At 72.7% G+C, this 19,752-nt stretch carries 18 protein-coding genes; 12 read left to right on the forward strand and 6 right to left on the reverse strand.

Annotated elements, in window-relative coordinates:
- The first annotated feature begins 115 nt into the window (after positions 1–115).
- Together upp and ACGFIE_RS11040 are read left to right on the forward strand one after the other, a co-directional pair.
- Entirely contained in the window at positions 116–748 is a 633-nt protein-coding gene (upp, locus tag ACGFIE_RS11035; protein ID WP_393293393.1) for a uracil phosphoribosyltransferase, read from the forward strand.
- 73 nt (positions 749–821) lie between these two features.
- On the forward strand, positions 822–1,499 hold the full coding sequence (locus tag ACGFIE_RS11040; RefSeq protein WP_393293396.1) for a GPP34 family phosphoprotein: 678 nt from the start codon (positions 822–824) through the stop codon (positions 1,497–1,499).
- 10 nt (positions 1,500–1,509) lie between these two features.
- Here the strand turns inward: ACGFIE_RS11040 and ACGFIE_RS11045 are convergent, their stop codons facing one another.
- A complete protein-coding gene (locus ACGFIE_RS11045; RefSeq protein WP_393293399.1) occupies positions 1,510–3,183 on the reverse strand; it encodes a phospho-sugar mutase in 1,674 nt (557 codons plus the stop codon).
- A gap of 48 nt (positions 3,184–3,231) precedes the next feature.
- Positions 3,232–5,307 (reverse strand): protein kinase, encoded by a 2,076-nt coding sequence (locus tag ACGFIE_RS11050; protein ID WP_393293401.1) that lies wholly within the window; start codon positions 5,305–5,307, stop codon positions 3,232–3,234.
- A gap of 206 nt (positions 5,308–5,513) precedes the next feature.
- Between ACGFIE_RS11050 and ACGFIE_RS11055 the strand changes: the two genes are divergently transcribed.
- Together ACGFIE_RS11055 and ACGFIE_RS11060 are read left to right on the forward strand one after the other, a co-directional pair.
- Positions 5,514–7,097, forward strand: a complete 1,584-nt coding sequence (locus tag ACGFIE_RS11055) for a methylmalonyl-CoA mutase (RefSeq protein WP_393293403.1) — start codon at positions 5,514–5,516, stop codon at positions 7,095–7,097.
- Positions 7,098–7,541: 444 nt separating this feature from the next.
- On the forward strand, positions 7,542–8,801 hold the full coding sequence (locus tag ACGFIE_RS11060) for an amidohydrolase (protein ID WP_393293405.1): 1,260 nt from the start codon (positions 7,542–7,544) through the stop codon (positions 8,799–8,801).
- On the opposite strand, the gene ACGFIE_RS11065 is transcribed toward ACGFIE_RS11060, so the two are convergent.
- A complete protein-coding gene (locus tag ACGFIE_RS11065; protein ID WP_393294617.1) occupies positions 8,758–9,714 on the reverse strand; it encodes a DUF4349 domain-containing protein in 957 nt (318 codons plus the stop codon). The genes ACGFIE_RS11060 and ACGFIE_RS11065 overlap by 44 nt on opposite strands.
- A 93-nt stretch (positions 9,715–9,807) precedes the next feature.
- On the opposite strand from ACGFIE_RS11065, the gene ACGFIE_RS11070 reads away from it, so the two are divergent.
- The 4 genes from ACGFIE_RS11070 to ACGFIE_RS11085 all read left to right on the forward strand — a co-directional run bounded on the left by ACGFIE_RS11070 (position 9,808) and on the right by ACGFIE_RS11085 (position 13,276).
- A complete protein-coding gene (locus ACGFIE_RS11070; RefSeq protein WP_393293407.1) occupies positions 9,808–10,440 on the forward strand; it encodes an MBL fold metallo-hydrolase in 633 nt (210 codons plus the stop codon).
- Between the two features lie 4 nt (positions 10,441–10,444).
- Positions 10,445–11,422 carry a hypothetical protein gene (locus ACGFIE_RS11075; protein ID WP_393293409.1) on the forward strand — a complete coding sequence of 326 codons (978 nt, stop codon included), beginning with the start codon at positions 10,445–10,447 and terminating at the stop codon, positions 11,420–11,422.
- 98 nt (positions 11,423–11,520) lie between these two features.
- On the forward strand, positions 11,521–12,258 hold the full coding sequence (locus tag ACGFIE_RS11080) for a hypothetical protein (protein ID WP_393293412.1): 738 nt from the start codon (positions 11,521–11,523) through the stop codon (positions 12,256–12,258).
- Between the two features lie 58 nt (positions 12,259–12,316).
- The gene (locus tag ACGFIE_RS11085) at positions 12,317–13,276 is read left to right on the forward strand and encodes a GNAT family N-acetyltransferase (RefSeq protein WP_393293415.1); all 960 of its coding nucleotides are present in this window, start codon (positions 12,317–12,319) and stop codon (positions 13,274–13,276) included.
- A 72-nt stretch (positions 13,277–13,348) separates the two neighbouring features.
- Here the strand turns inward: ACGFIE_RS11085 and ACGFIE_RS11090 are convergent, their stop codons facing one another.
- Entirely contained in the window at positions 13,349–13,804 is a 456-nt protein-coding gene (locus ACGFIE_RS11090) for a gamma-glutamylcyclotransferase (protein ID WP_266248834.1), read from the reverse strand.
- 166 nt (positions 13,805–13,970) lie between these two features.
- On the opposite strand from ACGFIE_RS11090, the gene ACGFIE_RS11095 reads away from it, so the two are divergent.
- The gene (locus ACGFIE_RS11095; RefSeq protein ID WP_393293417.1) at positions 13,971–15,374 is read left to right on the forward strand and encodes an NAD(P)H-quinone dehydrogenase; all 1,404 of its coding nucleotides are present in this window, start codon (positions 13,971–13,973) and stop codon (positions 15,372–15,374) included.
- On the opposite strand, the gene ACGFIE_RS11100 is transcribed toward ACGFIE_RS11095, so the two are convergent.
- Entirely contained in the window at positions 15,352–15,969 is a 618-nt protein-coding gene (locus ACGFIE_RS11100) for a DUF998 domain-containing protein (RefSeq protein ID WP_393293420.1), read from the reverse strand. The genes ACGFIE_RS11095 and ACGFIE_RS11100 overlap by 23 nt on opposite strands.
- 160 nt (positions 15,970–16,129) lie before the next feature.
- On the opposite strand from ACGFIE_RS11100, the gene ACGFIE_RS11105 reads away from it, so the two are divergent.
- Together ACGFIE_RS11105 and ACGFIE_RS11110 are read left to right on the forward strand one after the other, a co-directional pair.
- Entirely contained in the window at positions 16,130–16,483 is a 354-nt protein-coding gene (locus ACGFIE_RS11105; RefSeq protein ID WP_393293423.1) for a hypothetical protein, read from the forward strand.
- A 2-nt stretch (positions 16,484–16,485) separates the two neighbouring features.
- Positions 16,486–17,139 (forward strand): nucleotidyl transferase AbiEii/AbiGii toxin family protein, encoded by a 654-nt coding sequence (locus ACGFIE_RS11110; protein ID WP_393293426.1) that lies wholly within the window; start codon positions 16,486–16,488, stop codon positions 17,137–17,139.
- Positions 17,140–17,356: 217 nt separating this feature from the next.
- Here the strand turns inward: ACGFIE_RS11110 and ACGFIE_RS11115 are convergent, their stop codons facing one another.
- Entirely contained in the window at positions 17,357–17,977 is a 621-nt protein-coding gene (locus ACGFIE_RS11115) for a DedA family protein (protein ID WP_393293428.1), read from the reverse strand.
- A gap of 518 nt (positions 17,978–18,495) precedes the next feature.
- Between ACGFIE_RS11115 and thrS the strand changes: the two genes are divergently transcribed.
- Positions 18,496–19,713 (forward strand): threonine--tRNA ligase, encoded by a 1,218-nt coding sequence (gene thrS, locus ACGFIE_RS11120; RefSeq protein ID WP_393293431.1) that lies wholly within the window; start codon positions 18,496–18,498, stop codon positions 19,711–19,713.
- The last annotated feature ends 39 nt before the right edge of the window (positions 19,714–19,752 follow it).

Consider the following 19,752-nt stretch of genomic DNA (forward strand, 5'->3'; position numbering starts at 1 on the left):
GTCTACGCACCGGACGGCTGAGTGATCTTGGTCACGGGAGGCTCGGCGTGAGCGACGTCGCCGGTCCGACCGCACCCGCACCGGCGGGCCGAACGGACCGGTAGGTTGAGCGATCGTGGACGTACACGTCATTGACCACCCGCTGGCCCAGTCCCGCCTGACCGCCATGCGGGACGCGCGCACCGATTCCTCGACGTTTCGGGCGGCGCTGCACGAACTGACCACCATGCTTGTGTACGAGGCGGCGCGCTCGTTCCCCGTCGAGCGGTACGAGGTGCAGACGCCTGTCACCGGCGCGGAGGGCACCCGGCTGGCCAACCCGCCGCTGCTGGTGCCGGTGCTGCGGGCCGGGCTGGGCATGGCGGACGCCGCGCTGGGCCTGCTGCCCGAGTCCTCGATGGGCTTCGTGGGCCTGGCCCGCGACGAGGAGACCTACGAGCCCCGCGCCTACATGGAGTCGCTGCCCCGCGACCTGGCCGGGCTGCCGGTGCTGGTGCTCGACCCGATGCTGGCCACCGGCGGCTCCCTGGAGCACTCCTGCCGGTTGCTGGCCGACCGCGGCTGCACCGACATCACAGTGCTCTGCGTGCTCGCCGCGCCGGTCGGCATCGAGCGGCTGAAGCGTTCGGGTCTGCCGTTGCGCCTGGTCACGGCCTCGATCGACGAGGGGCTCAACGACAGCATGTTCATCGTCCCCGGGCTCGGCGACGCCGGTGACCGCCAGTTCGGCGGCATGCCCCGATTCTGATCGTCCACCCGGTCGGTGCCGGGTGACGGCGGGTCCGCGCGCGTGACGCGTGGACCCGCTACCGTCTCGGGCCATGACTGGTGTTGCGCTCGCCGAGGAGTTGCTGCTCCTCGCCTACGACGACTCGACCGGCAAGGCCACCATGCCGCGGATCAGCCTGGACCTGGGCATGGCGGCCGCGGTGCTCGTCGAGCTGGCTCTGGCCGGCCGGATCGCGTACGACAACGGGAACCTTGCCGTCGTCGACCCGACGCCCACCGGCGAGCCGGTGACCGACGAGGTGCTGGGCCGGATCGCCGCCGACACGCCGCACACGCCGGCCTCCTGGGTGCAGCGCCTGCGGCACGGCCTGCGCGACCGGATCCTCGGTGACCTGTGCCGCCAGGGTGTCGTGCAGGACGTCGACGAGACCGAGTTGGGCTTCATCCACGTGCACCGCTACCCGGTCGTGGACGCCTCCGTCGAGGCGGACACCCGGCAGCGGCTGACCGAGGCGCTGACCGGCGCGGCGGCCCCGGACGAGCGGACCGCCGCGCTGGCCACCCTGGTCGTGGTGCTGCGGATGGAGTCCGCGCTGGGCATCAGCGGTCAGGAGGCCGCCGACGCCCGTCGCCGGCTCCAGGAGATCGCCACCGGCGCGGGATTCTCCGGCGAGGTGAGCACCGACGACTCAGTGGTCCGTCCCTCGGTGGGCCTGGTCGTCGCCGCCCTGGGCATCGCCGTCGACCAGGCCCTCGGCCCGCGCCGCTGACCCTGGGGCTCTACACCCCGAGGGCGGCGGCGATCTCACCGCGCAACCGCGCGATCGCCGCGCCGGCCCGGGTCCGGGCGGCCGCGACGCCATCGTCCACCACCGGCTCCACCACCTCGAGGTACGCCTTGAGCTTCGGCTCGGTCCCGGAGGGGCGGATCACCACCCGGGCCGTCGCGGTGCGCAGGATGACCACGTCCGCCTCGGGCAGCAGGTCCCGGGCACTGTCGAGGGGCTGCGCCAGCAGCGTGGTCGGGGTGGCCGCCCGGATCCGGGCCATCGCGTCGGCGATCTCCCGCAGGTCGTCGACCCGGACGGAGAGCTGGTCGGTGTGGTGCACGCCGAACTCGGCGGCCAGCTCGTCCAGCCGATCGGTGAGCGTGCGACCCTGCGCCTTCAGGCCGGCCGCCAACTCGGCCACTGTCAGCGCGGCGGTGATGCCGTCCTTGTCCCGGACGTGCTCCGGGGCGACGCAGTAGCCGAGCGCCTCCTCGTAGCCGAAGACCAGCGGCGCGCTTCCGCCGCCGGCCCGCACGATCCACTTGAACCCGGTAAGCGTCTCGTCGTAGGGCAGGCCCCGGGCCGCGCACATCGCCCGCAGCAGCGACGACGACACGATGGTGGTGGCGTAGAGCCCGGTCACCCCGCGCCGCATCAGGTGGTCGGCGAGCAGCACGCCCACCTCGTCGCCGCGCAGCATCCGCCAGCCCCGCCCGTCGGCGCCCTCCCGGACGACAACGGCGCACCGGTCCGCGTCCGGATCGTTGGCGATGGCGAGGTCCGCGCCGGTGGCGTCGGCCAGCGCGATCAGCCGGTCCACCGCTCCCGGCTCCTCCGGGTTGGGGAACGAGACGGTGGGGAACGCCGGGTCCGGCTCGGCCTGCTCGGGCACCACGCCGGGGATCGGGAAACCGGCCCGGGCGAACGCCGCCGTGAGCACCGCCGCGCCCACGCCGTGCAAAGGGGTGTACGCCACCGACAGGTCCCGCGGCCCGTCCGGCGCGATCACCGCGGTGGCCCGCTCGACGTACGACGCCACGAGGTCGTCGCCGAGCACCTCGCCGGGCCGGCCCAGTGGCACCTGGGTCAGCGGACCGACCGCCCGGATCGCGGCCTCGATACCGGCGTCGGCCGGCGGCACGATCTGCGCCCCGGCGCCCAGCTCACCGCCCAGCTCCGCGCCGAGGTAGACCTTGTAGCCGTTGTCCTGGGGAGGGTTGTGGCTTGCCGTGACCATGACACCGGCCACCGCGCCGAGCTGGCGCACCGCGTACGCGAGCACCGGGGTGGGCAGTGGGCGGGGCAGCAACAGCGCCGGCCGGCCGGCACCGGTGGCCACCTGGGCGGTGCGCTCGGCGAACTGGCGGGAGCCGTGCCGGGCGTCGTACCCGATCACCAGAGGGCCGGTGCCGCCCTGGGCGGCGAGCCAGCCGACCAGCCCTGCGGCGGCCTGGGTGACCACGGCGAGGTTCATGCCGTTCGGGCCGGCGCGCAGCGGGCCGCGCAGGCCCGCGGTGCCGAAGGTCAGCGGACCGGCGAACCGGTCGGCCAGCTCCGGCGCGCTCGCCGGCAGGCGGTCGAGCACCGCCGTCAGCTCGTCCCGGCTGGCCGGGTCGGGGTCGTCGGCCAGCCAACGTCGGGCTTGCTCGCGAATGTCGTCGATGTCAGTGGTGTCCGCCGCCATGCCCCTTGATAGCACGGCGGCGGTCCACCGCTGTCGGTTCCCTCCGGCTCAGCCGTTCCCGGTGAGCTGGAACGTCTTCACCATCTCGTCGAAGATCGGCTTGCTCTCGGCGAACACGTCCTCGGTGGCGGAGAGGTAGAACGAGTACGACTTGCCGTCCTTGACGACCGCGCGCCACACCCCGTGGCGCATCTCGCCACCGGAGCCGCAGGTGTACTCGAATTCGACGCCCGGGCTGCCCGCCAACTGCTGCTCGGCGATGGCCACCTGCTCGTACGGCTTCTTGCAGTTGGTGCTCTTGGTGCGGAGGAAGTTTTGCGCGCTCTCCGCCCAGCGGGTGGGCGTCCCGGTCCACTTCTCGGTGAGGATCCGGATCTTGCGACCGTCGTCCTCCGGGTCGATGTAGTCGGTGTACGAGCCGCCGGTGGCCTTCTTCCAACCCTTCGGCACCATCACCTGGACGCCGCGGGCCGTGTGCTCCTGCATCTCGACGGCCGGGCCCGCCGGGGCGGACGGGGTCGGCTGCGCCTGCGGGGTGCTCGGGGCGGGGTCGTCCCCGCCGGACAGCGCCACGATGCTGATCAGCAGCAGCACGGCCAAGCCACCGGCCGCGGCGAGCTGCATCTTGCGCGGCCAGCCCTTCACCGTGGTGACGAGTTGACCACCGGTCGCGCGGACCTTGTCCAGGGCACTGCCGCTGCCGGCGGCCGGGGGCGGCGTCGTCGTCCAGGGCTGGCCGGTGCCCGGCACCGACCATTGGTTGCCGCCGCCGTAGGTGCTGCCGCCGATGCGCTGGGTGGCCTCGGGCGCGCCGTAGCCGACCGGCTGCGTGGCGTCGGGCCGGCTGCCGTAGGTGACCCGCTGGGTGGCGTCGGGGTGCGCGCCGGCGTCCACCCGCTGGGTGGCGTCCGCGCTACCGCCGTAGGTGCGCCCGGCGGTGGGACGGCCGGGAGCGGGCATCGCACCGGTGGGCGTGTGCAGCGGACCGGCGAGCGCGTCGGCGCTGGTCTCGTCCAGAGCGGCGGCAGCGGCGGCGGCGGCCGTGCCGGTCGGCTGTGGGCGTTCGCCCCGGCGCAGCGCGGCGAGCCGGTCGGTGAGCGACTCACCCGGGGCGAGCATGGCCCGACCGCCGATCTGGTCCTCCGGCTTCGCCTCCGGCTGGGCAGGCGGGTGCACGGGGGCCGGGCGCTGCTGCACCGGCACCACTGCGTACGGGTCGGTGACCGAGTGCACGGCGGTGGCGGTGCTGCCCAGCGGGCCGGCGAGCAGCTCCCGCAGCATTCCCCGGGAGGTGTGCACGTCCAGCCGGCGGGCCGGGTCCTTCTCCAGCAGACCCATCAGCACCCGGGTCAGGGCGCCGCTGCGCTGCGGCGGGGCCGGCGGGTCCTCCACGACGGCGTGCATGGTCTCGATGGGGTCGCCCTTGTCGAACGGCGGACGCCCCTCGACCGCCGTGTAGAGCGTCACGCCCAGCGAGAAGAGGTCGCTCGGCGGGCCGAACTCCTGGCCCATGGCCCGCTCGGGCGAGATGAAGTGCGGCGAGCCGAGCACCATGCCGGGGGTGGTGAGCTGCACGTCGGTGGGCATCCGGGCGACACCGAAGTCGGTGAGCACGCACCGCCCGTCGGAGCAGATCAGCACGTTGGCCGGCTTGACGTCGCGGTGCAGCACGCCGATGGCGTGCGCGACCTCCAGGGCGCCGAGCAGCGCGATGCCGATCTTGGCGACCGCGCGGGGCGCGACCGGACCGTCCTCGATGACCATGTCGGCGAGGCTGCGGGCGTCCAGCAGCTCCATGACGATCCACGGCCGACCGGCCTCGGTGACCACGTCGTACACCTGCACCACGGCCGGGTGCTGGATGGCTGCGGCCGCGCGGGCCTCGCGCAGCGTCCGCTCGTACATGGCGTCGCGGTCGCTGGGCGCCAGACCCGGGGGAAGGACGACCTCCTTCACCGCCACGTCACGGCGCAGCAGGGTGTCTGTGGCGCGCCACACCGTGCCCATGCCGCCGTTGCCCACCGCGGACCGCAGCGAGTACCGGCCACCGATGGTGGTGCCGGGCGCCGCTCGTCCGCTGGCGGGACTTACCTGTCCGCCGCTCCACGTCGGGATCTGAGTCACAGAAAAGCCACCGGGGGAAATCGAGGGGGGCTGGGACACAACCCCCCTATCTTGCTGGTTCCGACGCCCGATGCGAAAGCCGACGCGGCGGACGTTTACCGAAGACCACAGATCGTGTCCAACCGTTCACCTCCCGTCGAGGTGTCGGGACGCACTGTGCGGTATCCCTCACGCGACCTTGAGCCGGCGCGTCCTACCATCCGGGGATGAGTGAACGGCGGTCGAGCGAGTCCGGTTTCCCGATCAAGGGCGTCTACACGGCGGCTGACCTTCCGGAGGACCTGGACTCCCGGCTGGGCGGCCCGGGCGAGTTCCCGTACACCCGGGGGGTCTACCCCACGATGTACACCTCCCGCCCGTGGACCATGCGCCAGTACGCCGGCTTCGGCACCGCCACCGAGTCCAACGCGCGCTACCACCAACTGTTGCGGGCCGGCACCATGGGTCTCTCGGTCGCCTTCGACCTGCCGACGCAGATGGGGTACGACTCCGACGACCCGATCGCGCACGGCGAGGTCGGCAAGGTGGGCGTGGCCATCGACTCCATCGAGGACATGCGGCTGCTCTTCGCCGACATCCCACTGGACCGGGTGTCCACCTCGATGACCATCAACGCGCCCGGCTCGGTGCTGCTGCTGCTCTACCAGCTCGTCGCCGAGGAGAACGGGGTGCCGGGCACGGCGCTCAACGGCACCATCCAGAACGACATCCTCAAGGAGTACATCGCCCGGGGGACGTACATCTACCCGCCGAAGCCGTCGTTGCGCCTGGTGGCCGACACCTTCGCGTACTGCCGCAAGGAGGTGCCGAAGTGGAACACGATCTCCATCTCGGGCTACCACATGGCCGAGGCAGGCGCCACGCCCGCGCAGGAGATCGCGTTCACCCTGGCCAACGGTGTGGAGTACGTCCGCGCCGCGCTGGCCGCCGGGCTCGCCGTGGACGACTTCGCGCCCCGACTGTCGTTCTTCTTCGTGGCCCGGACGACGCTGCTGGAGGAGGTGGCGAAGTTCCGCGCCGCCAGGCGGATCTGGGCTCGGCTGATGCATGACGACTTCGGCGCCAGGGATCCGAAGTCGATGATGCTGCGGTTCCACACCCAGACCGCCGGTGTGCAGCTCACCGCCCAGCAGCCGGAGGTGAACCTGGTCCGGGTCGCGGTGCAGGGGCTGGCCGCGGTGCTCGGCGGCACGCAGTCGCTGCACACCAACAGCTTCGACGAGGCGATCGCGCTGCCCACCGAGAAGGCCGCCCGGCTCGCGCTGCGCACCCAGCAGGTGCTTGCGTACGAGACGGACCTCACGGCCACCGTCGACCCGTTCGCCGGCTCGTACGTGGTGGAGGCGATGACCGCCGAGCTGGAGGCCGCCGCCGTGGAGCTGATGGAGCGGGTGGCCGACCACGGCTCGGCCGTCGACGCGATCGAGGCCGGGTTCCAGAAGCGGGAGATCGAGCAGTCGGCGTACCGGATCGCTCAGGAGATCGACTCCAGCGAGCGGGTGGTGGTCGGGCTCAACCGGTTCGCGATCGACGAGGAGGAGCCGTACGAGCCGCTGCGGGTCGACCCGACGATCGAGGCCGCGCAGGCCGAGAAGCTGGCCCGGCTGCGCGCCGAGCGGGACGCGGACGCGGTGACGCGGGCCCTCGCCGCGCTGCGCGCCGCCGCCGAGGGCTCGGACAACGTGCTCTACCCGATGAAGGAGGCGCTGCGCGCCCGGGCCACGGTGGGCGAGGTCTGCGGGACGCTGCGCGAGGTCTGGGGTCTGTACCGGCCCACCGACCGGTTCTGACCGGTTCCGACCCGGGTGTGTCCACCCGGCTTTACGGGTACGCCGACGGGGTGCGTGCCGGAACGCACAGGGTGTGCGGTCGTGGTGGGCGGGCGTATGTGAGCGTCCTGTCCGGCCCGTTGCGGAGAGTGGTCGGCTTATTGTCGGAGTGTCAGTTCATCACCCCGACTAATGCGACAATTCGCAGCGTGCGGTCCACGGGTCGCGTCTCGATTCGTGGCCACCCGGTCCGGTTACGCGTAGTAGGAGGTGAGGGGGCGGATGACGGCGTTCGAACGCGATCTACCTGCGGTCCCGCACCTTGACGAGCGCCCTCAGCAGGGCATACGTGACGCTACGCGGTCCGATCATCACCATAACGAGGTTGCGCAGCGTCACCGCCGGAGGTCTAGGCTGTCTGCTGTCCCCGATGATCCATCCATCTCTAGTGATCGAGAATTCGACGTGACGAGTGCGTTGACGCTGCCCACCGGCGGCCAGCTGGCGTCGTCCTGGCCGGAGACTCCGCCCGGGTCCCAGCCCCTGCCCCGCGACCTGGACCACCTCCTCGCCCTTCGTGTACCGGGGCTCATCGCCACGCGCCGTCACCTCCACTCGCACCCCGAGTTGTCCGGCACGGAGTTCGAGACGGCGGCCCTGATCGCCCGGGAGCTCTCCCTGGCCGGCCTGCACCCTCGGCTGCTGCCCAAGGGCAACGGCGTGATCTGCGACGTCAACGGCCGCCCCGACGGCCCGATCATCGCGCTGCGCGCCGACATCGACGCCCTGCCGCTTGACGACCCCAAGGACGTGCCGTACCGCTCCACCGTCGAGGGCGTCTGCCACGCCTGCGGCCACGACGTGCACACCACGATCCTGCTCGGCGTCGGCATGCTGCTGGCCCAGCTCGCCGACCTCGGCGAGTTGGACGGCCGGGTCCGGCTCATCTTCCAGCCGGCCGAGGAGATCCTGCCCTGCGGTTCGCTGGAGGTCATCGAGGCCGGCGGCCTGGACGACGTCGTGCAGATCTTCGCGCTGCACTGCGACCCGAACCTGCCGGTGGGCCAGGTCGGCCTGCGGGTCGGCCCGATCACGGCGGCCGCCGACAACGTCACCGTCCGGCTCTCCGGGCCGGGCGGCCACACCGCCCGCCCGCACCTGACAGTCGACCTGGTGGACGCCCTCGGCCGGTTGATCACCGAGGTGCCGGCCCTGGTCAGCCGCCGGGTGCCGGCCAACAGCGGGCTGCTGCTGGTGTTCGGCCACGCCTCGGCCGGCACCCGTTACAACGTCATCCCCTCCGAGGCCAGCGCCTCGGGCACCCTGCGCGTCATGGACCGCGACACCTGGGAGCAGGCTCCCAAGATCGTGGCTCAGGTGGTGCGGGACGTGATCGCCCCGACCGGCGCCACAGTCGACCTGGAGTACCTGCGCGGCAGGCCGCCGGTGAGCAACGACTCCCGCGCGATCCAGGTGCTGACCGCCGCCACCGGCGCCGCGCTCGGGCCGGAGGGGATCGCCGAGACGCCGCAGAGCATGGGCGGCGAGGACTTCAGCTGGTATCTGGAGTACGTCCCCGGCGCCCTCGCCCGCCTCGGTGTGGGCCGCGCCGGGCCCAACGTCGACCTGCACCGCGGGTCCTTCGACGTGGACGAGCGGGCCATCCCGGCCGGCGTACGCGTCATGGTGCAGACCGCGCTGCGGGCACTGGCGGCGGCGCGCTGACCCCGGCGGTGAGCGCCGGCGACTTCCGTCGCCGGCGCAGCACCAGCAGCAGAACCGCCAGCGGTACGCCGAACGCCACCAACCACGGCAGCAGCGCGCCCAGGACGGTGAGCAGGATCGTCATCGAGGTGACGAACGCCCCCCAGCCACCCTTGAGCCCGACCAGGAAGCCGGTCTCGGCCTTCTCCTCGCTGGTCTTCGCCGCCGGCCCGGCCAGTGACACGGTGATCGTGGACAACGCGGTCAGGTCGGCCAGCCGTCGCTTCTTGGCCTCCAGCGAGGCCAGGTCCGCCTCCCGGCGACCCAGCTCGTTCTCCAACGACACCAGGTCGGCGATCGAGCTGGCGCGGGCGAGCAGCCGCCGTGCGCTGTCCACGCGCGCCCGCTGAGTGATGATCCGGGCCTCCAGGTCGACTGTCTCCTCGGTGACGTCCTGGGTGTTGATCTCCCGGCTCTCCTGCCGGCCGAGCTTCGCGACCTCCTCGACGACCCCTGCGAACTTCGCCGCCGGCACGCGTAGCTGCAACTCCGCCACCGCGTCGGCCTCGGCGCTGCGCCGCTGGTCACCGCCGATGAAACCGCCGGCCCGAGTGACCACCGCGCTGACCTCACGGGCTGCGTCGTCCACATTGGCCACCTGCACCCGCATCGTTCCGGTGTAGATGATCGCCCGCTGGTCGACCCGCAGGTCGGGAGCACCGGCCCCGGCCCCCGCGTCCGCGGCGCGGCCCTTGTCGGCCGCCCCGCCCTCCGCCAGCGGCGCCTTGGCCGCCGGGGCCGCCGAGTCCGCCGACCCGCTGTCGCCGGCGCTGCATCCCGCGAGGGCCAGCGCCGCCGCGAGTGCCCCTGCCGCCAGTAGTGCGCCGCGGCGCCGTCCTGTCCGTCCGTCCATCCCCGCTCCCATCGTCGTCAGCTTCAGTGGCGATAGCTCGGACGTGACGCGCCCGCCGGCTGGTTCCGGCAGACTGCGCTGAGGACATCACGATTCGACAGCCGAGGAGTCACGATGCGGCTCACCAAGTACGCCCACTCCTGTCTGCGGGTGGAACACGACGGGGGAGTGCTCGTCATCGACCCCGGGATGTTCAGCGATCCCGCCAGGGCGTTGGACGGTGCGGACGCGGTGCTGATCACCCACCAGCATCCCGACCACCTCGACCTGGCGGCGGTGCGCCTGCAACTGGACCGGCAGCCGTTCCCGATTTTCGGGCCCGCCGCGCTCACCGAGGCCCTGGGCGACGCGGCCGAGGCGTTGCGCCCGGTCGACGCCGGCGAGTCGTTCACCGCGGCCGGGGTCGCCGTCCGCGCGTACGGCGGGCGGCACGCGGTGATCCATCCCGACATCCCGGTGGTGGACAACCTCGGCTACCTGATCAACGACGTGGTCTACCACCCGGGAGACTCCCTGGTGGTGCCCGACGAGACACCCGTCGACACGCTGTTCGCGCCGATCCACGCCCCCTGGTCGAAGTTCTCCGAGGTGGTCGACTTCATCCGCGCGGTCGCGCCCCGACGCGCGTACGCCCTGCACGACGCGTTGCTCAACGACAACGGGCTGGCCGTGCTCGACCGGCAGTACGCCGCGCTGTCCGGCACCGACTACCAGCGGCTGGAGCCCGGTAGCCGGGTGGACGTCTGACGCGATGCCGGGCCCCTCCACGGAGCTGGTGCAGCAGCTCTACCGCACTCCACCGGACCGGTTCGTGGCCGCCCGGGACGCCGCCGTGGCCGACGCCCGCCGGGCCGGCGACCCGACCACCGCCCGGGAGCTGGCCCGGCTGCGTCGCCCCACGGTCGCCGCCTGGCTGGTGAACCTGCTCGCGATCCGACGTCCCGAGCTGGTCGCCGACCTGGTCCACCTCGCCGACGCCCTGCGCGCCGCCCAGCGGGAGCTGCGCGGTTCCCGACTCCGGGAGCTGTCCGCCCAGCGCCGGGCGGTGGTCGGGGCACTGGTCGCCGAGGTCCGCAAGCTCGCCGCGGCGGAGCCGGAGGCCCCACCGGCCGGTCGACTGCCACTCGCCGAGGTGGAGGCGACCCTGAACGCGGCGCTCTCCGACGCCGAGGTCGCCGAGCAGGTCCGCGCCGGGCGGCTGCTCCGCTCGGCCAGCTACGCCGGCTTCGGTGAAGTGCCCCGACCGCAGCTGCGGCTGGTCACCGGCGACGAGGAGGAGCCGGAGGCCCCGCCCCCCACCCGTCGGCCCGGCGTCCAGCGCGAGGGCCGCGGCGCGGCCCCCGACCGGGCCGGGGAGCGGGCCGCGCAGGCCGAGCGTGCGGCGCAGCGGGCGGCTCGGGCCGAGCGCGCCCGCCGCCGCCGGGCGCTGGACCGCGAGTGGGATCGCGCCCGGGCCGACCAGCAGCGGGCCGAGGACGAGTTGACCGAGGCGACCGGGCAGGAACGCGACGGTGTCGCCGTCCTCGACGGGATCGAGACCGAGCTGGCCGAGCTGGAGCGACGGCGGGCGGTCGCCGAGCAGGACCTCAGCCGGGCCAGATTGGCCCGGCGGGCAGCCGAACGGGCGGTCACGGTCGCGCGGCGGCGGGCGGGCGAGATCGAGGCTGCCGTCGAGGCGTTGGCGGCCGAAGAGGGGGATGCGGACGCGGGCGGTGGCGCGGCAGACTGACGATCGATGGACGACGACGAGCGGGCGGGCCGTCCGGGGCCAGCCGACCCCGAGCGGAGCGCCGCCGCCGTGCCGCGACGCCCACGGGCGGCGCCTCGATGACGCCGGAGCAGGTCGCCGCCGCCAGCAAGCCCGTCATCCTCGATCTTGGCGACGGGTTCAGCAGGTGCCCGAGCACGCTGCGCCGGGCCCGACAGCTCGGCATCTCCGGCTGGGCCTTCTACATCACCGGTCGGGCCGGCGCTCTCGGAGACGTACGGGCGCAGACGGCCGCCGCCGCCATCGGCTTCGTGGCACCGGACGCCGTCGCCGACGGCTGGGACGCGGCCGCCCGGGTCCTACGACCTGCCGAGGTGGCAGCCGCGAGTCTCGTCGAGTGCTGCCGGTGGGGGACGCAGCAGCTCGAGGTGCTGCCGGGGGTCGAGCGCCTGGCCGGCCTCGTCGAACGGGCCGTGGCCGCCGCGGACGCCAGCGGCATGCCACTCTTCGCCGCGTGGCGGGCCATGCCGCTGCCGGATCTCTCCCCGGGCGCCCGGAGCGCCGCCGGGCTGCGACTGCTGCGTGAACACTTCACGGGCGCCTACCTGCTGGCGGTGCGCGCCTCCGGCATGACCCCGCTGGAGGCGGTGCTGGCCGGGCCGGAGGGCGAGGCCGGCGCGGTGGCGTGCGGCTGGCCGCCGCCGTACCCCCCGATCGGGCCGTTGGTGCGTCGGCGGCTCTGGGCGGAGGCGGTGACCAACCGGCTGGCCGCACCGGCGTTCGCGGCGCTCGGCCCCGCCGACGGTGGCGAGCTGGTGGAGCTGCTGCACCGCACCCGCGCCGGCCTCGCCGGCTGAGCCGCCCCGGCGGAAAATGGGCGGCGGCGTCGGCCGGCGGCTGCCAGGATCTTCTGCCGTGACGCTTCCCGCCGGCTGGACCACGCGCCGCCCCACCCTCGACGACGTACCGGCGATCCTCGCGGTGGTGCACGCGGCCGACACCTTCGCCATCGGCCATCCCGACTTCGACGCCGACGACGTCGAGGCGTCGCTTACCGCCCCCCACTTCGACCCGAGCCAGGACTCCTGGCTGGCGCTCGACCCGGACGGCACAGTGGTCGCCTGGGCGACGGTGGACAACCCGACCGGGGTCGGCCGGGAGTTCGTGGAGGTCTACGTCGACCCGCAGCGGGCCGCCACCCTCCGCGCGCCACTGCTGGCCCGGCAGCTCGACCGGGTCGCCGAGCGGGCCGCCGAGCGGCGACTGCCGGCGCTCACCGTCCGGTGCGCGGTGTGCGCCCCGGAACGCGACTGGGCCCGCGACCTGCGTGCCACCGGATTCACACTGGCCAAGCGGTACGTCCGGATGCGCCGTTCGCTTGCCGACCTGCCGGCCGAGCCGTCGCCGCCGCACGGGGTGACGGTGCGGCAGGTCCGCCCGGACGACGAGGCCGAGCTGCGGGAGTTCCACCGGATCCAGGACGTCGCGTTCGGCGACACCCCGGACCACGAGCCGCTGTCGTACGAGCGGTGGCGGGCCCGAATCGGTGACGTGACCGCCTGGGACGAGTGGTTCGTCGCCGAGGTCGACGGGGTGCTCGCCGGCGCGTTGCAGTCTTCCGACCAGGCGCTCGACCAGCAGCAGGGCTGGGTGAAGAGCCTGTCGGTGCTGCCCGCGTACCGCCGACGGGGTGTGGGTGTGGCGCTGCTGCGCCGCGCTTTCGCCCGCTACGCGGAGAAGGGGCGGACGTCGGCCGGTCTGGGGGTGGACCTCACCAACCCGACCGCCCCGCTGTCGCTGTACGAGTCGGTGGGCCTGCGGGAGACGCTCTGGACCGACATGTACGAGCGGGTCGTCCCGGCCGCCGGTGTGTGATTGACGACCCCGGCCGGGCCCGACGGGCCACGCGAGCCGCGACGGTTGCAGACTGGGGGCGTGGGATACGCGCTACGGGGACGCGGTGCCGGTGGGACGGGACCGCAGCTCGGTGACGTAGTCGTCAGGTGCGCCCGCCTTCTCGGCGGCGTTCGCGATCTCGGACAGGTACCACGAGGTCGGCAGGCCGCCCTCGTACCCGTCGAACACGTAGACCCACGCGGTCACGTCGCCGTCGAGGGTCGAGATCCGGACGTGCAGCTTGCGGTACGTGCCGGCGGTAACCCCCTCGATCTCGTCGAGCTGGGCCGCGTCGTACGGGTGGATGTCGTAGATCGCCACGAAGACCCGGTCGCCGGGGGACTCGACGACGGTGCTCACCGCGCCCTCCCAGCCGATCACGTCGGCGCCGGCGAAGGTCAGCCGCCACCCCTCCAGCCAGCCGGTGCCCACCATGGGCGAGTGCGGGCAGTAGGCCCGCATCCGGGCCGGGTCGAGGTTTGAGCCGTAGGCGGCGTGATGACGCACGGCGATGACGATAGCCCGGCGAGTGGGTGGGGGAGAATACGACTGTGCGTGTCGGACGCGTTCGGGAGAAGAAAGTCACTGTGAGAATCGATCGGGGGGCGAACGTGGTGAGCGCGAGGAGTGCAGCGGAGCGGAGCCCCGCAGTCGCGAGCGAAGGGATGGCTCTGTGAGCCGGATCGTGATCATCGGCGGTGGGCCGGCCGGGTACGAGGCGGCGTTGGTCGCCGCCCAACTGGACGCCGATGTCACAGTGGTCGAGGCCGACGGCGCGGGCGGGGCCTGCGTGCTCTCCGACTGCGTGCCGTCGAAGACGTTCATCGCCAGCTCACAGGTGGTCACCGGTTACCGGGACACCGAGGAGTTCGGGGTGCACTCGGACGGCCTGGAGGCGGTCACCGTCGACGCGCAGGCCGTGCACGAGCGGGTCAAGCGCCTCGCGCTGGCGCAGTCCGCCGACATCCACGCCAAGCTGCTCAAGGCAGGCGTCACAGTCGTGGCCGGCACCGCCCGGCTGGGCGAGGACGCCCTCGGGCACACCCACCTGGTCATCGTCACCCCGGCCGACGGCGGCGAGGAGTACTCGATCGCCGCGTCCACCGTGCTGGTGGCGACCGGTTCGACACCCCGCCAGCTGCCCACCGCCGTACCGGACGGGGAGCGCATCCTGACCTGGCGTCAGGTGTACGACCTGCCGGAGCTGCCCGAGCACCTGATCGTTGTCGGTTCCGGCGTGACCGGCGCCGAGTTCGCCAGCGCGTACCTGGCGATGGGGGTCGAGGTCACCCTGGTCTCCAGCCGGGACCGGGTGATGCCGCACGAGGACGCCGACGCGGCGTCGGCGATCGAGCGGGTGTTCCGTAACCGGGGCATGAACATCCTCAACAACTCCCGCGCCGACGCGGTCCGGCGTACCGCCGACGGGGTCGAGGTGGAGCTGTCCGACGGTCGCAAGGTCACCGGCTCGCACGCGCTGATCGCGGTCGGCTCGATCCCCAACACGGCGAACCTGGGCCTGGCCGAGTACGGCGTGGAGCTGGGCCGGGGCGGCTACGTCACCGTCGACCGGGTCTCCCGGACGAACGTGCCAGGCATCTACGCCGCCGGTGACTGCACGGGCGTGCTGCTGCTGGCGAGCGTTGCCGCCATGCAGGGCCGGATCGCGATGTGGCACGCCCTCGGCGAGGCGGTCCGTCCGCTGCGGTTGCGGACCGTCGCGGCGAACGTCTTCACCGACCCCGAGCTGGCCACCGTCGGTGTGTCGCAGGACGAGGTGGACGCGGGCAAGACCCCGGCCCGGCAGGTGATGCTGCCGCTGTCCGGCAACGCCCGCGCCAAGATGGACGACCTGTCGGACGGTTTCGTGAAGCTGTTCTGCCGGCCGGCGAGCGGCCAGGTCATCGGCGGCGTGGTGGTCGCACCCAAGGCCAGCGAGCTGATCCTGCCGATCACCATGGCCGTGGAGAACAACCTGACTGTCAACGAGTTGGCCCAGACCATCACGATCTACCCGAGTCTCTCCGGCTCGATCACCGAAGCAGCCCGCCAGCTCATGCTGCACGAGCTGGAGTGAGCCGTCGGGTCTGGATCACGGCGACGGTGGCGAGGACGGCCACCTCGGTGAGGATGAGCAGCCGTTCGGCCAGGCCGATGAGCACGCGCCCGCCGGGGTAGGCGGACCAGACCATCGCCGCCGCCAGGGCCAGGCTGAGCAGGGTGAGAGTGCGCAGCGTCCGGGCGGCACCCGCCAGGTCCGGCCGGCGGGCGAGCAGCCAGCCGCCGACCGGCAGCGCCAGGAAGGCGACCACCGACGCGTACCGATGCAGGTACGCGGACGTGGTCATGGCGGTGCCCGGCTCGTTCGTCGGCACCACCGCGGCCAGCAGCAGCCCTGCCGCCCACGCCCCGAGCAGCAGCTCGGCCGTCCGAGCGGTGCGCGCCCGGGGTGCGGGCCGGCGCAGCCCGTACAGCAGGGCGAGGCTGGCGAGCGCCAGCACCACCATGGCGACGTCGATGACGCCACCCCGGTCGGAGACCGCGAAATCGCTGATGGTCAGCGCCCACGGATTGAGGTCGTCGTTGACCTCGAGGTGACCGATCACGGTGAGCAGCGCCGCCAGGGCGATTCCGCCGAGCGCCAGCAGGCCGGTGTTCCGGGTTCCAGACATGCCTCAGCCTGGGGCCGACGGCACCCGAACCGAATCGGGGAAGCCCACTGAAATCGCCCGGAGGGCCCACCCCTAGATGAATGGGCTCGAAGAGCGCAGTGGATGTCCTGCCCGCCATCCGTGCCGCTCCGACGTACGATCTGGGCTGGGAGGTGGATAGATGGCCAGCGAATATGGAGCCCCCTCTGGGTCACGCTACGTGGACCAGCGGCACTTCGTGGTCGCCGAGTCTCTGTCCGGCCTGCGCGGCCCGGTCCGCGGAGTGGTGACGCTCGACCGCTGGCTCGACTGGTCCGGTGACAGCACCTACGACCTGGACGACGCCGGCGACCTGCAACTGATGTACCAGACGGTGCTGAACCAGGCTGGTTCGGCCGCAGACCTGAACCGATGGTTGCACGGACCGACTCTGCGTCACCTGTGGCCAAGTCTTTGGCTTCCGGCGCGGCTGCGAGCGCTGTGGCTGGCACGCTTTCCGGAACTGGCCACGCCGCCGCAGGCGCTGGCCGGGTAGGGATGGATGACGTTCATCTTCGCTTGGCGGAGATTGGGCTGCGGGTCGCTGCCCGTTACGGGTTCGCGTTGGCCGGCGGGTACGCGGTTGCCGTCCACGGCATCTTGGATCGGCCGAGCGAGGACGTTGACCTGTTCACGGCATGGGAACGTCGCGGCGAGTTTTCCGCAGCAGTGGACGCTGTGGTGGACGGTTACCGCAACGGCGGATACTCCGTTGAGGTAACGCAGCAGTTCGACACCTTCGCCCGGCTCACGGTTACCGATTCAGCTCTGCCCGAGCATCCGTACAAGGTCGAACTGGCGGCCAACTGGCGCGCGTTGCCGCCGGTGATGATGGACATCGGTCCGGTGCTGCACGCCGACGACGTCGTCGCGGGAAAGATGTCCGCCCTTTACACGCGCGCCGAACCCCGTGACTTCCTGGACATAGACGCGGCGCTGGTGTCCGGCCGCTACACGCGGACGCGGCTCTGCGAGTTGGCCGAACAAGCCGATGCGGGGTTCGATCGACGGATCCTGGCGGATCTGTTCGGCATGTTGGAACGTTATCCAGACCGTCGTTTCGCCGCCTACGGTGCCGCCGAGGTCCACATTCACGAGATGCGCAAGCGCTTCGCGCAGTGGTGCGAAGAACTCACCGACGACCTGCCGTAGAAATCCCTTACGAGGCGTTGGAACCGTCACCGTCGGATTGATCAATCTCTTCGGTGCGCAACGATTTCAACAATTGTTCACGCTGCTGAGCCCGGCGGGCAGCTCGGTCCGGATGGTCCCATGACGAAGGTTCCAGTGCCCGGGCTTTCGCCCGGACATCTCGCCAATCAACTCCGCTGAGCATCGTGTGCCTCCTTCGGGCCGGTGAGGTTGCGGCTCAGTCGATCGGGATGTCGGTTCCGGCGGCGGTGCGGGCGTGGCGGGCGCTGACCAGGGTCATGGCCCAGCCGGCCGCGGCGAAGCCGGCCGCGGCGGCGGTGGCGATGATGGCCAGCCGCCAGGCGGACTCGGTCAGCGCGGTGCCGCCCAGGTGACCGACCAGCGCGCCGTAGGTGGCCCAGCCGAGGGCGGCGATCGCCTCGTAGAGCGCGAACAGCCGGTACGGATAGCGGCTGCGGCCGGCCGAGAAGCAGGCCGCCATGCGTCCGCCGGGCACGAAGCGGCAGAGCAGGATGACGAGCGGCCCGGGTTGGCGTAATCCCTGCGTGACCCGGCTCGCCATCCGGCGGGCCCGGCTGGGCTCGGCGTGCCGTGGCGCCCGCCGGTCCGGGGCGCCACGTCCGAGCAGGTAGCAGGCGAGGTCACCGGCGAACACTCCGAGCGCGCCGACGGCGATGGTGACCGGCAGGCTGAGGCCGCCGTAGACGGTCAGCGCGCCACTGGTGATCATGACGATCTGGGTGGGTATCACCGGAACGAAGGCGTCCGCGACCAGGAGGCCGAGCAGCACCAGGTACGCCCACGTCGGCGACGCGACGTCAGTCAGTAGTTCGGGCACGCCTGCCACCTCGCCGGATGCGGCCGATTGGGTGTCTTGAGCCTGACGGCGTGGCCGGCATCACCGTGGACAGCCCCGTCCCGTCGTGACCGCCGACACCACTGGGCCACCCCGGTCCAACGAGGCGAACACCCCTCGGGTGACGGGTCGGCGAGCGTCCCACAGCGGCCCGAGGCGGTCGGCGGATCGGCGTCCGTCGGCGTACCGTTGTCGGCGCGGCCCAGCCCGTCGGGTCCCCCGTTCCTGACGATTGGGCTCGCCCAGGGCCGCCGGCGGGTCCCGCGCCGGCGGCCCGCCCCCTCTCCCACAGTCGCAAATCCGGGTGCGTCCCCGACCGCCCGAGGGCTACCGTCGCCGTATGCGCAGCGCGGTAGTGATGACGACGACGCCGGGTGTCCCCGGCGTGCCGCTCTGACGTAACCACAGTCGACCAGGCCCCGGGGCGATCCGCCCCCGAGGGCCGCGCGGCGTTCGGTGTCCAGGTCGCCTCCGGGTCGTCCCCGATCCAGGAGCCCGACATGATCGACCACCGTAGGCTCGGCCGTGAGCTGGACCTCTTCGTCTCCGATCCGCTGGCCGGCGCCGGCCTGCCGATCTGGCTGCCGGCCGGCGCCGCCGCCCGGCACGCCGTCGAGGAGTACGTGCGGGAGTTGGAGCGCCGCTCCGGCCACCAGCACGTCTACTCGCCGCCGCTGGGCAAGCGCGAGCTCTTCGAACTCTCCGGCCATCTCGGCTACTTCGCCGACGACATGTTCCCGCCGATGCGGCTCAGCGCCGACGACGAGTTCGTGCTCCGCCCGGCGCTCTGCCCACACCACGCGCTGGTGTTCCGGGCTCGGGGCCGCTCCTACCGGGAGCTGCCGCTGCGAATCGCGGAGCTGGGCGGGATGTACCGCTCGGAGCGCTCCGGCGTCCTCGGCGGGCTGTCCCGGGTACGTGCCATCTCGCTCAACGACGCGCACACCTTCTGCGCCCCCGAGCAGGTGGGTGCGGAGGTCGTCGAGATCCTCCGGCTGATCCGCGAGGCGCACGCCGCGCTCGGCGTCCGCCCGGCCGGGCTCCGACTGTCGTTGCGCGGACCGGGCGGGAAGTACGTCGGCGACGACGCGCAGTGGGCCCGCGCGGAGGACCTGCTCCGGGGCGCGCTGGACGGGGTGGACTACGTCGAGGCGCCCGGGGAGGCCGCCTTCTACGGACCGAAGATCGACATCCAGATCGTGGACGCGGCCGGCCGCGAGTCGACCATCTCCACCATCCAGGTGGACTTCGACAAACCCGAGCGGTTCGACCTGTCGTACACCGATTCCGACGGCAGCAGGCGTCGGCCGGTCATGCTGCACCGCAGCCTGGTCGGCAGCATGGAGCGGCTGTTCGCGTACCTCATCGAGGTGCACGAGGGCGCGTTCCCGGCCTGGTACGCGCCGGTGCAGTTGGTGCTGCTGCCGGTGGACGACGGGCAGGCCGGCGCGGCGGCCGAGCTGGCCCGGAGGGCCGTCGACGCCGGCCTGCGGGTCGAGGTCGACGCCGCCGGCTCGCTGGGCGCCCGGGTCCGGGACGCGGCCCGTCGCCGCGTCCCGTACCTCGGGGTGCTGGGTGCCCGGGAGGCGGCCGACGGACGCCTCGCGCTGCGCCTGCGTGGCGGCCGCGCCCTGGACCCGATGCCCGCCGCCGCCGCGCTCGCCCTGATCGGCGGGCAGGTCGCCGCCCGCGCGGCCGACCTGCTGCCGGCGGACTGACCCGCCCACCGGCCCGGGGCGGACCGTCGTCGATCGTGT

It is taken from the genome of Micromonospora sp. NPDC049275 (assembly GCF_043197115.1).
GTDB lineage: Bacteria > Actinomycetota > Actinomycetes > Mycobacteriales > Micromonosporaceae > Micromonospora.

Coding starts and splice junctions, on each gene's coding strand:
- ACGFIE_RS11040 (WP_393293396.1), top strand. CDS start 822: ATGACTGGTGTTGCGCTCGCCGAGGAGTTGCTGCTCCTCGCCTACGAC.
- ACGFIE_RS11070 (WP_393293407.1), top strand. CDS start 9,808: ATGCGGCTCACCAAGTACGCCCACTCCTGTCTGCGGGTGGAACACGAC.
- ACGFIE_RS11105 (WP_393293423.1), top strand. CDS start 16,130: ATGGCCAGCGAATATGGAGCCCCCTCTGGGTCACGCTACGTGGACCAG.
- ACGFIE_RS11075 (WP_393293409.1), top strand. CDS start 10,445: ATGCCGGGCCCCTCCACGGAGCTGGTGCAGCAGCTCTACCGCACTCCA.
- thrS (WP_393293431.1), top strand. CDS start 18,496: ATGATCGACCACCGTAGGCTCGGCCGTGAGCTGGACCTCTTCGTCTCC.
- ACGFIE_RS11045 (WP_393293399.1), bottom strand. CDS start 3,183: ATGGCGGCGGACACCACTGACATCGACGACATTCGCGAGCAAGCCCGA.
- ACGFIE_RS11110 (WP_393293426.1), top strand. CDS start 16,486: ATGGATGACGTTCATCTTCGCTTGGCGGAGATTGGGCTGCGGGTCGCT.
- ACGFIE_RS11055 (WP_393293403.1), top strand. CDS start 5,514: ATGAGTGAACGGCGGTCGAGCGAGTCCGGTTTCCCGATCAAGGGCGTC.
- ACGFIE_RS11080 (WP_393293412.1), top strand. CDS start 11,521: ATGACGCCGGAGCAGGTCGCCGCCGCCAGCAAGCCCGTCATCCTCGAT.
- ACGFIE_RS11100 (WP_393293420.1), bottom strand. CDS start 15,969: ATGTCTGGAACCCGGAACACCGGCCTGCTGGCGCTCGGCGGAATCGCC.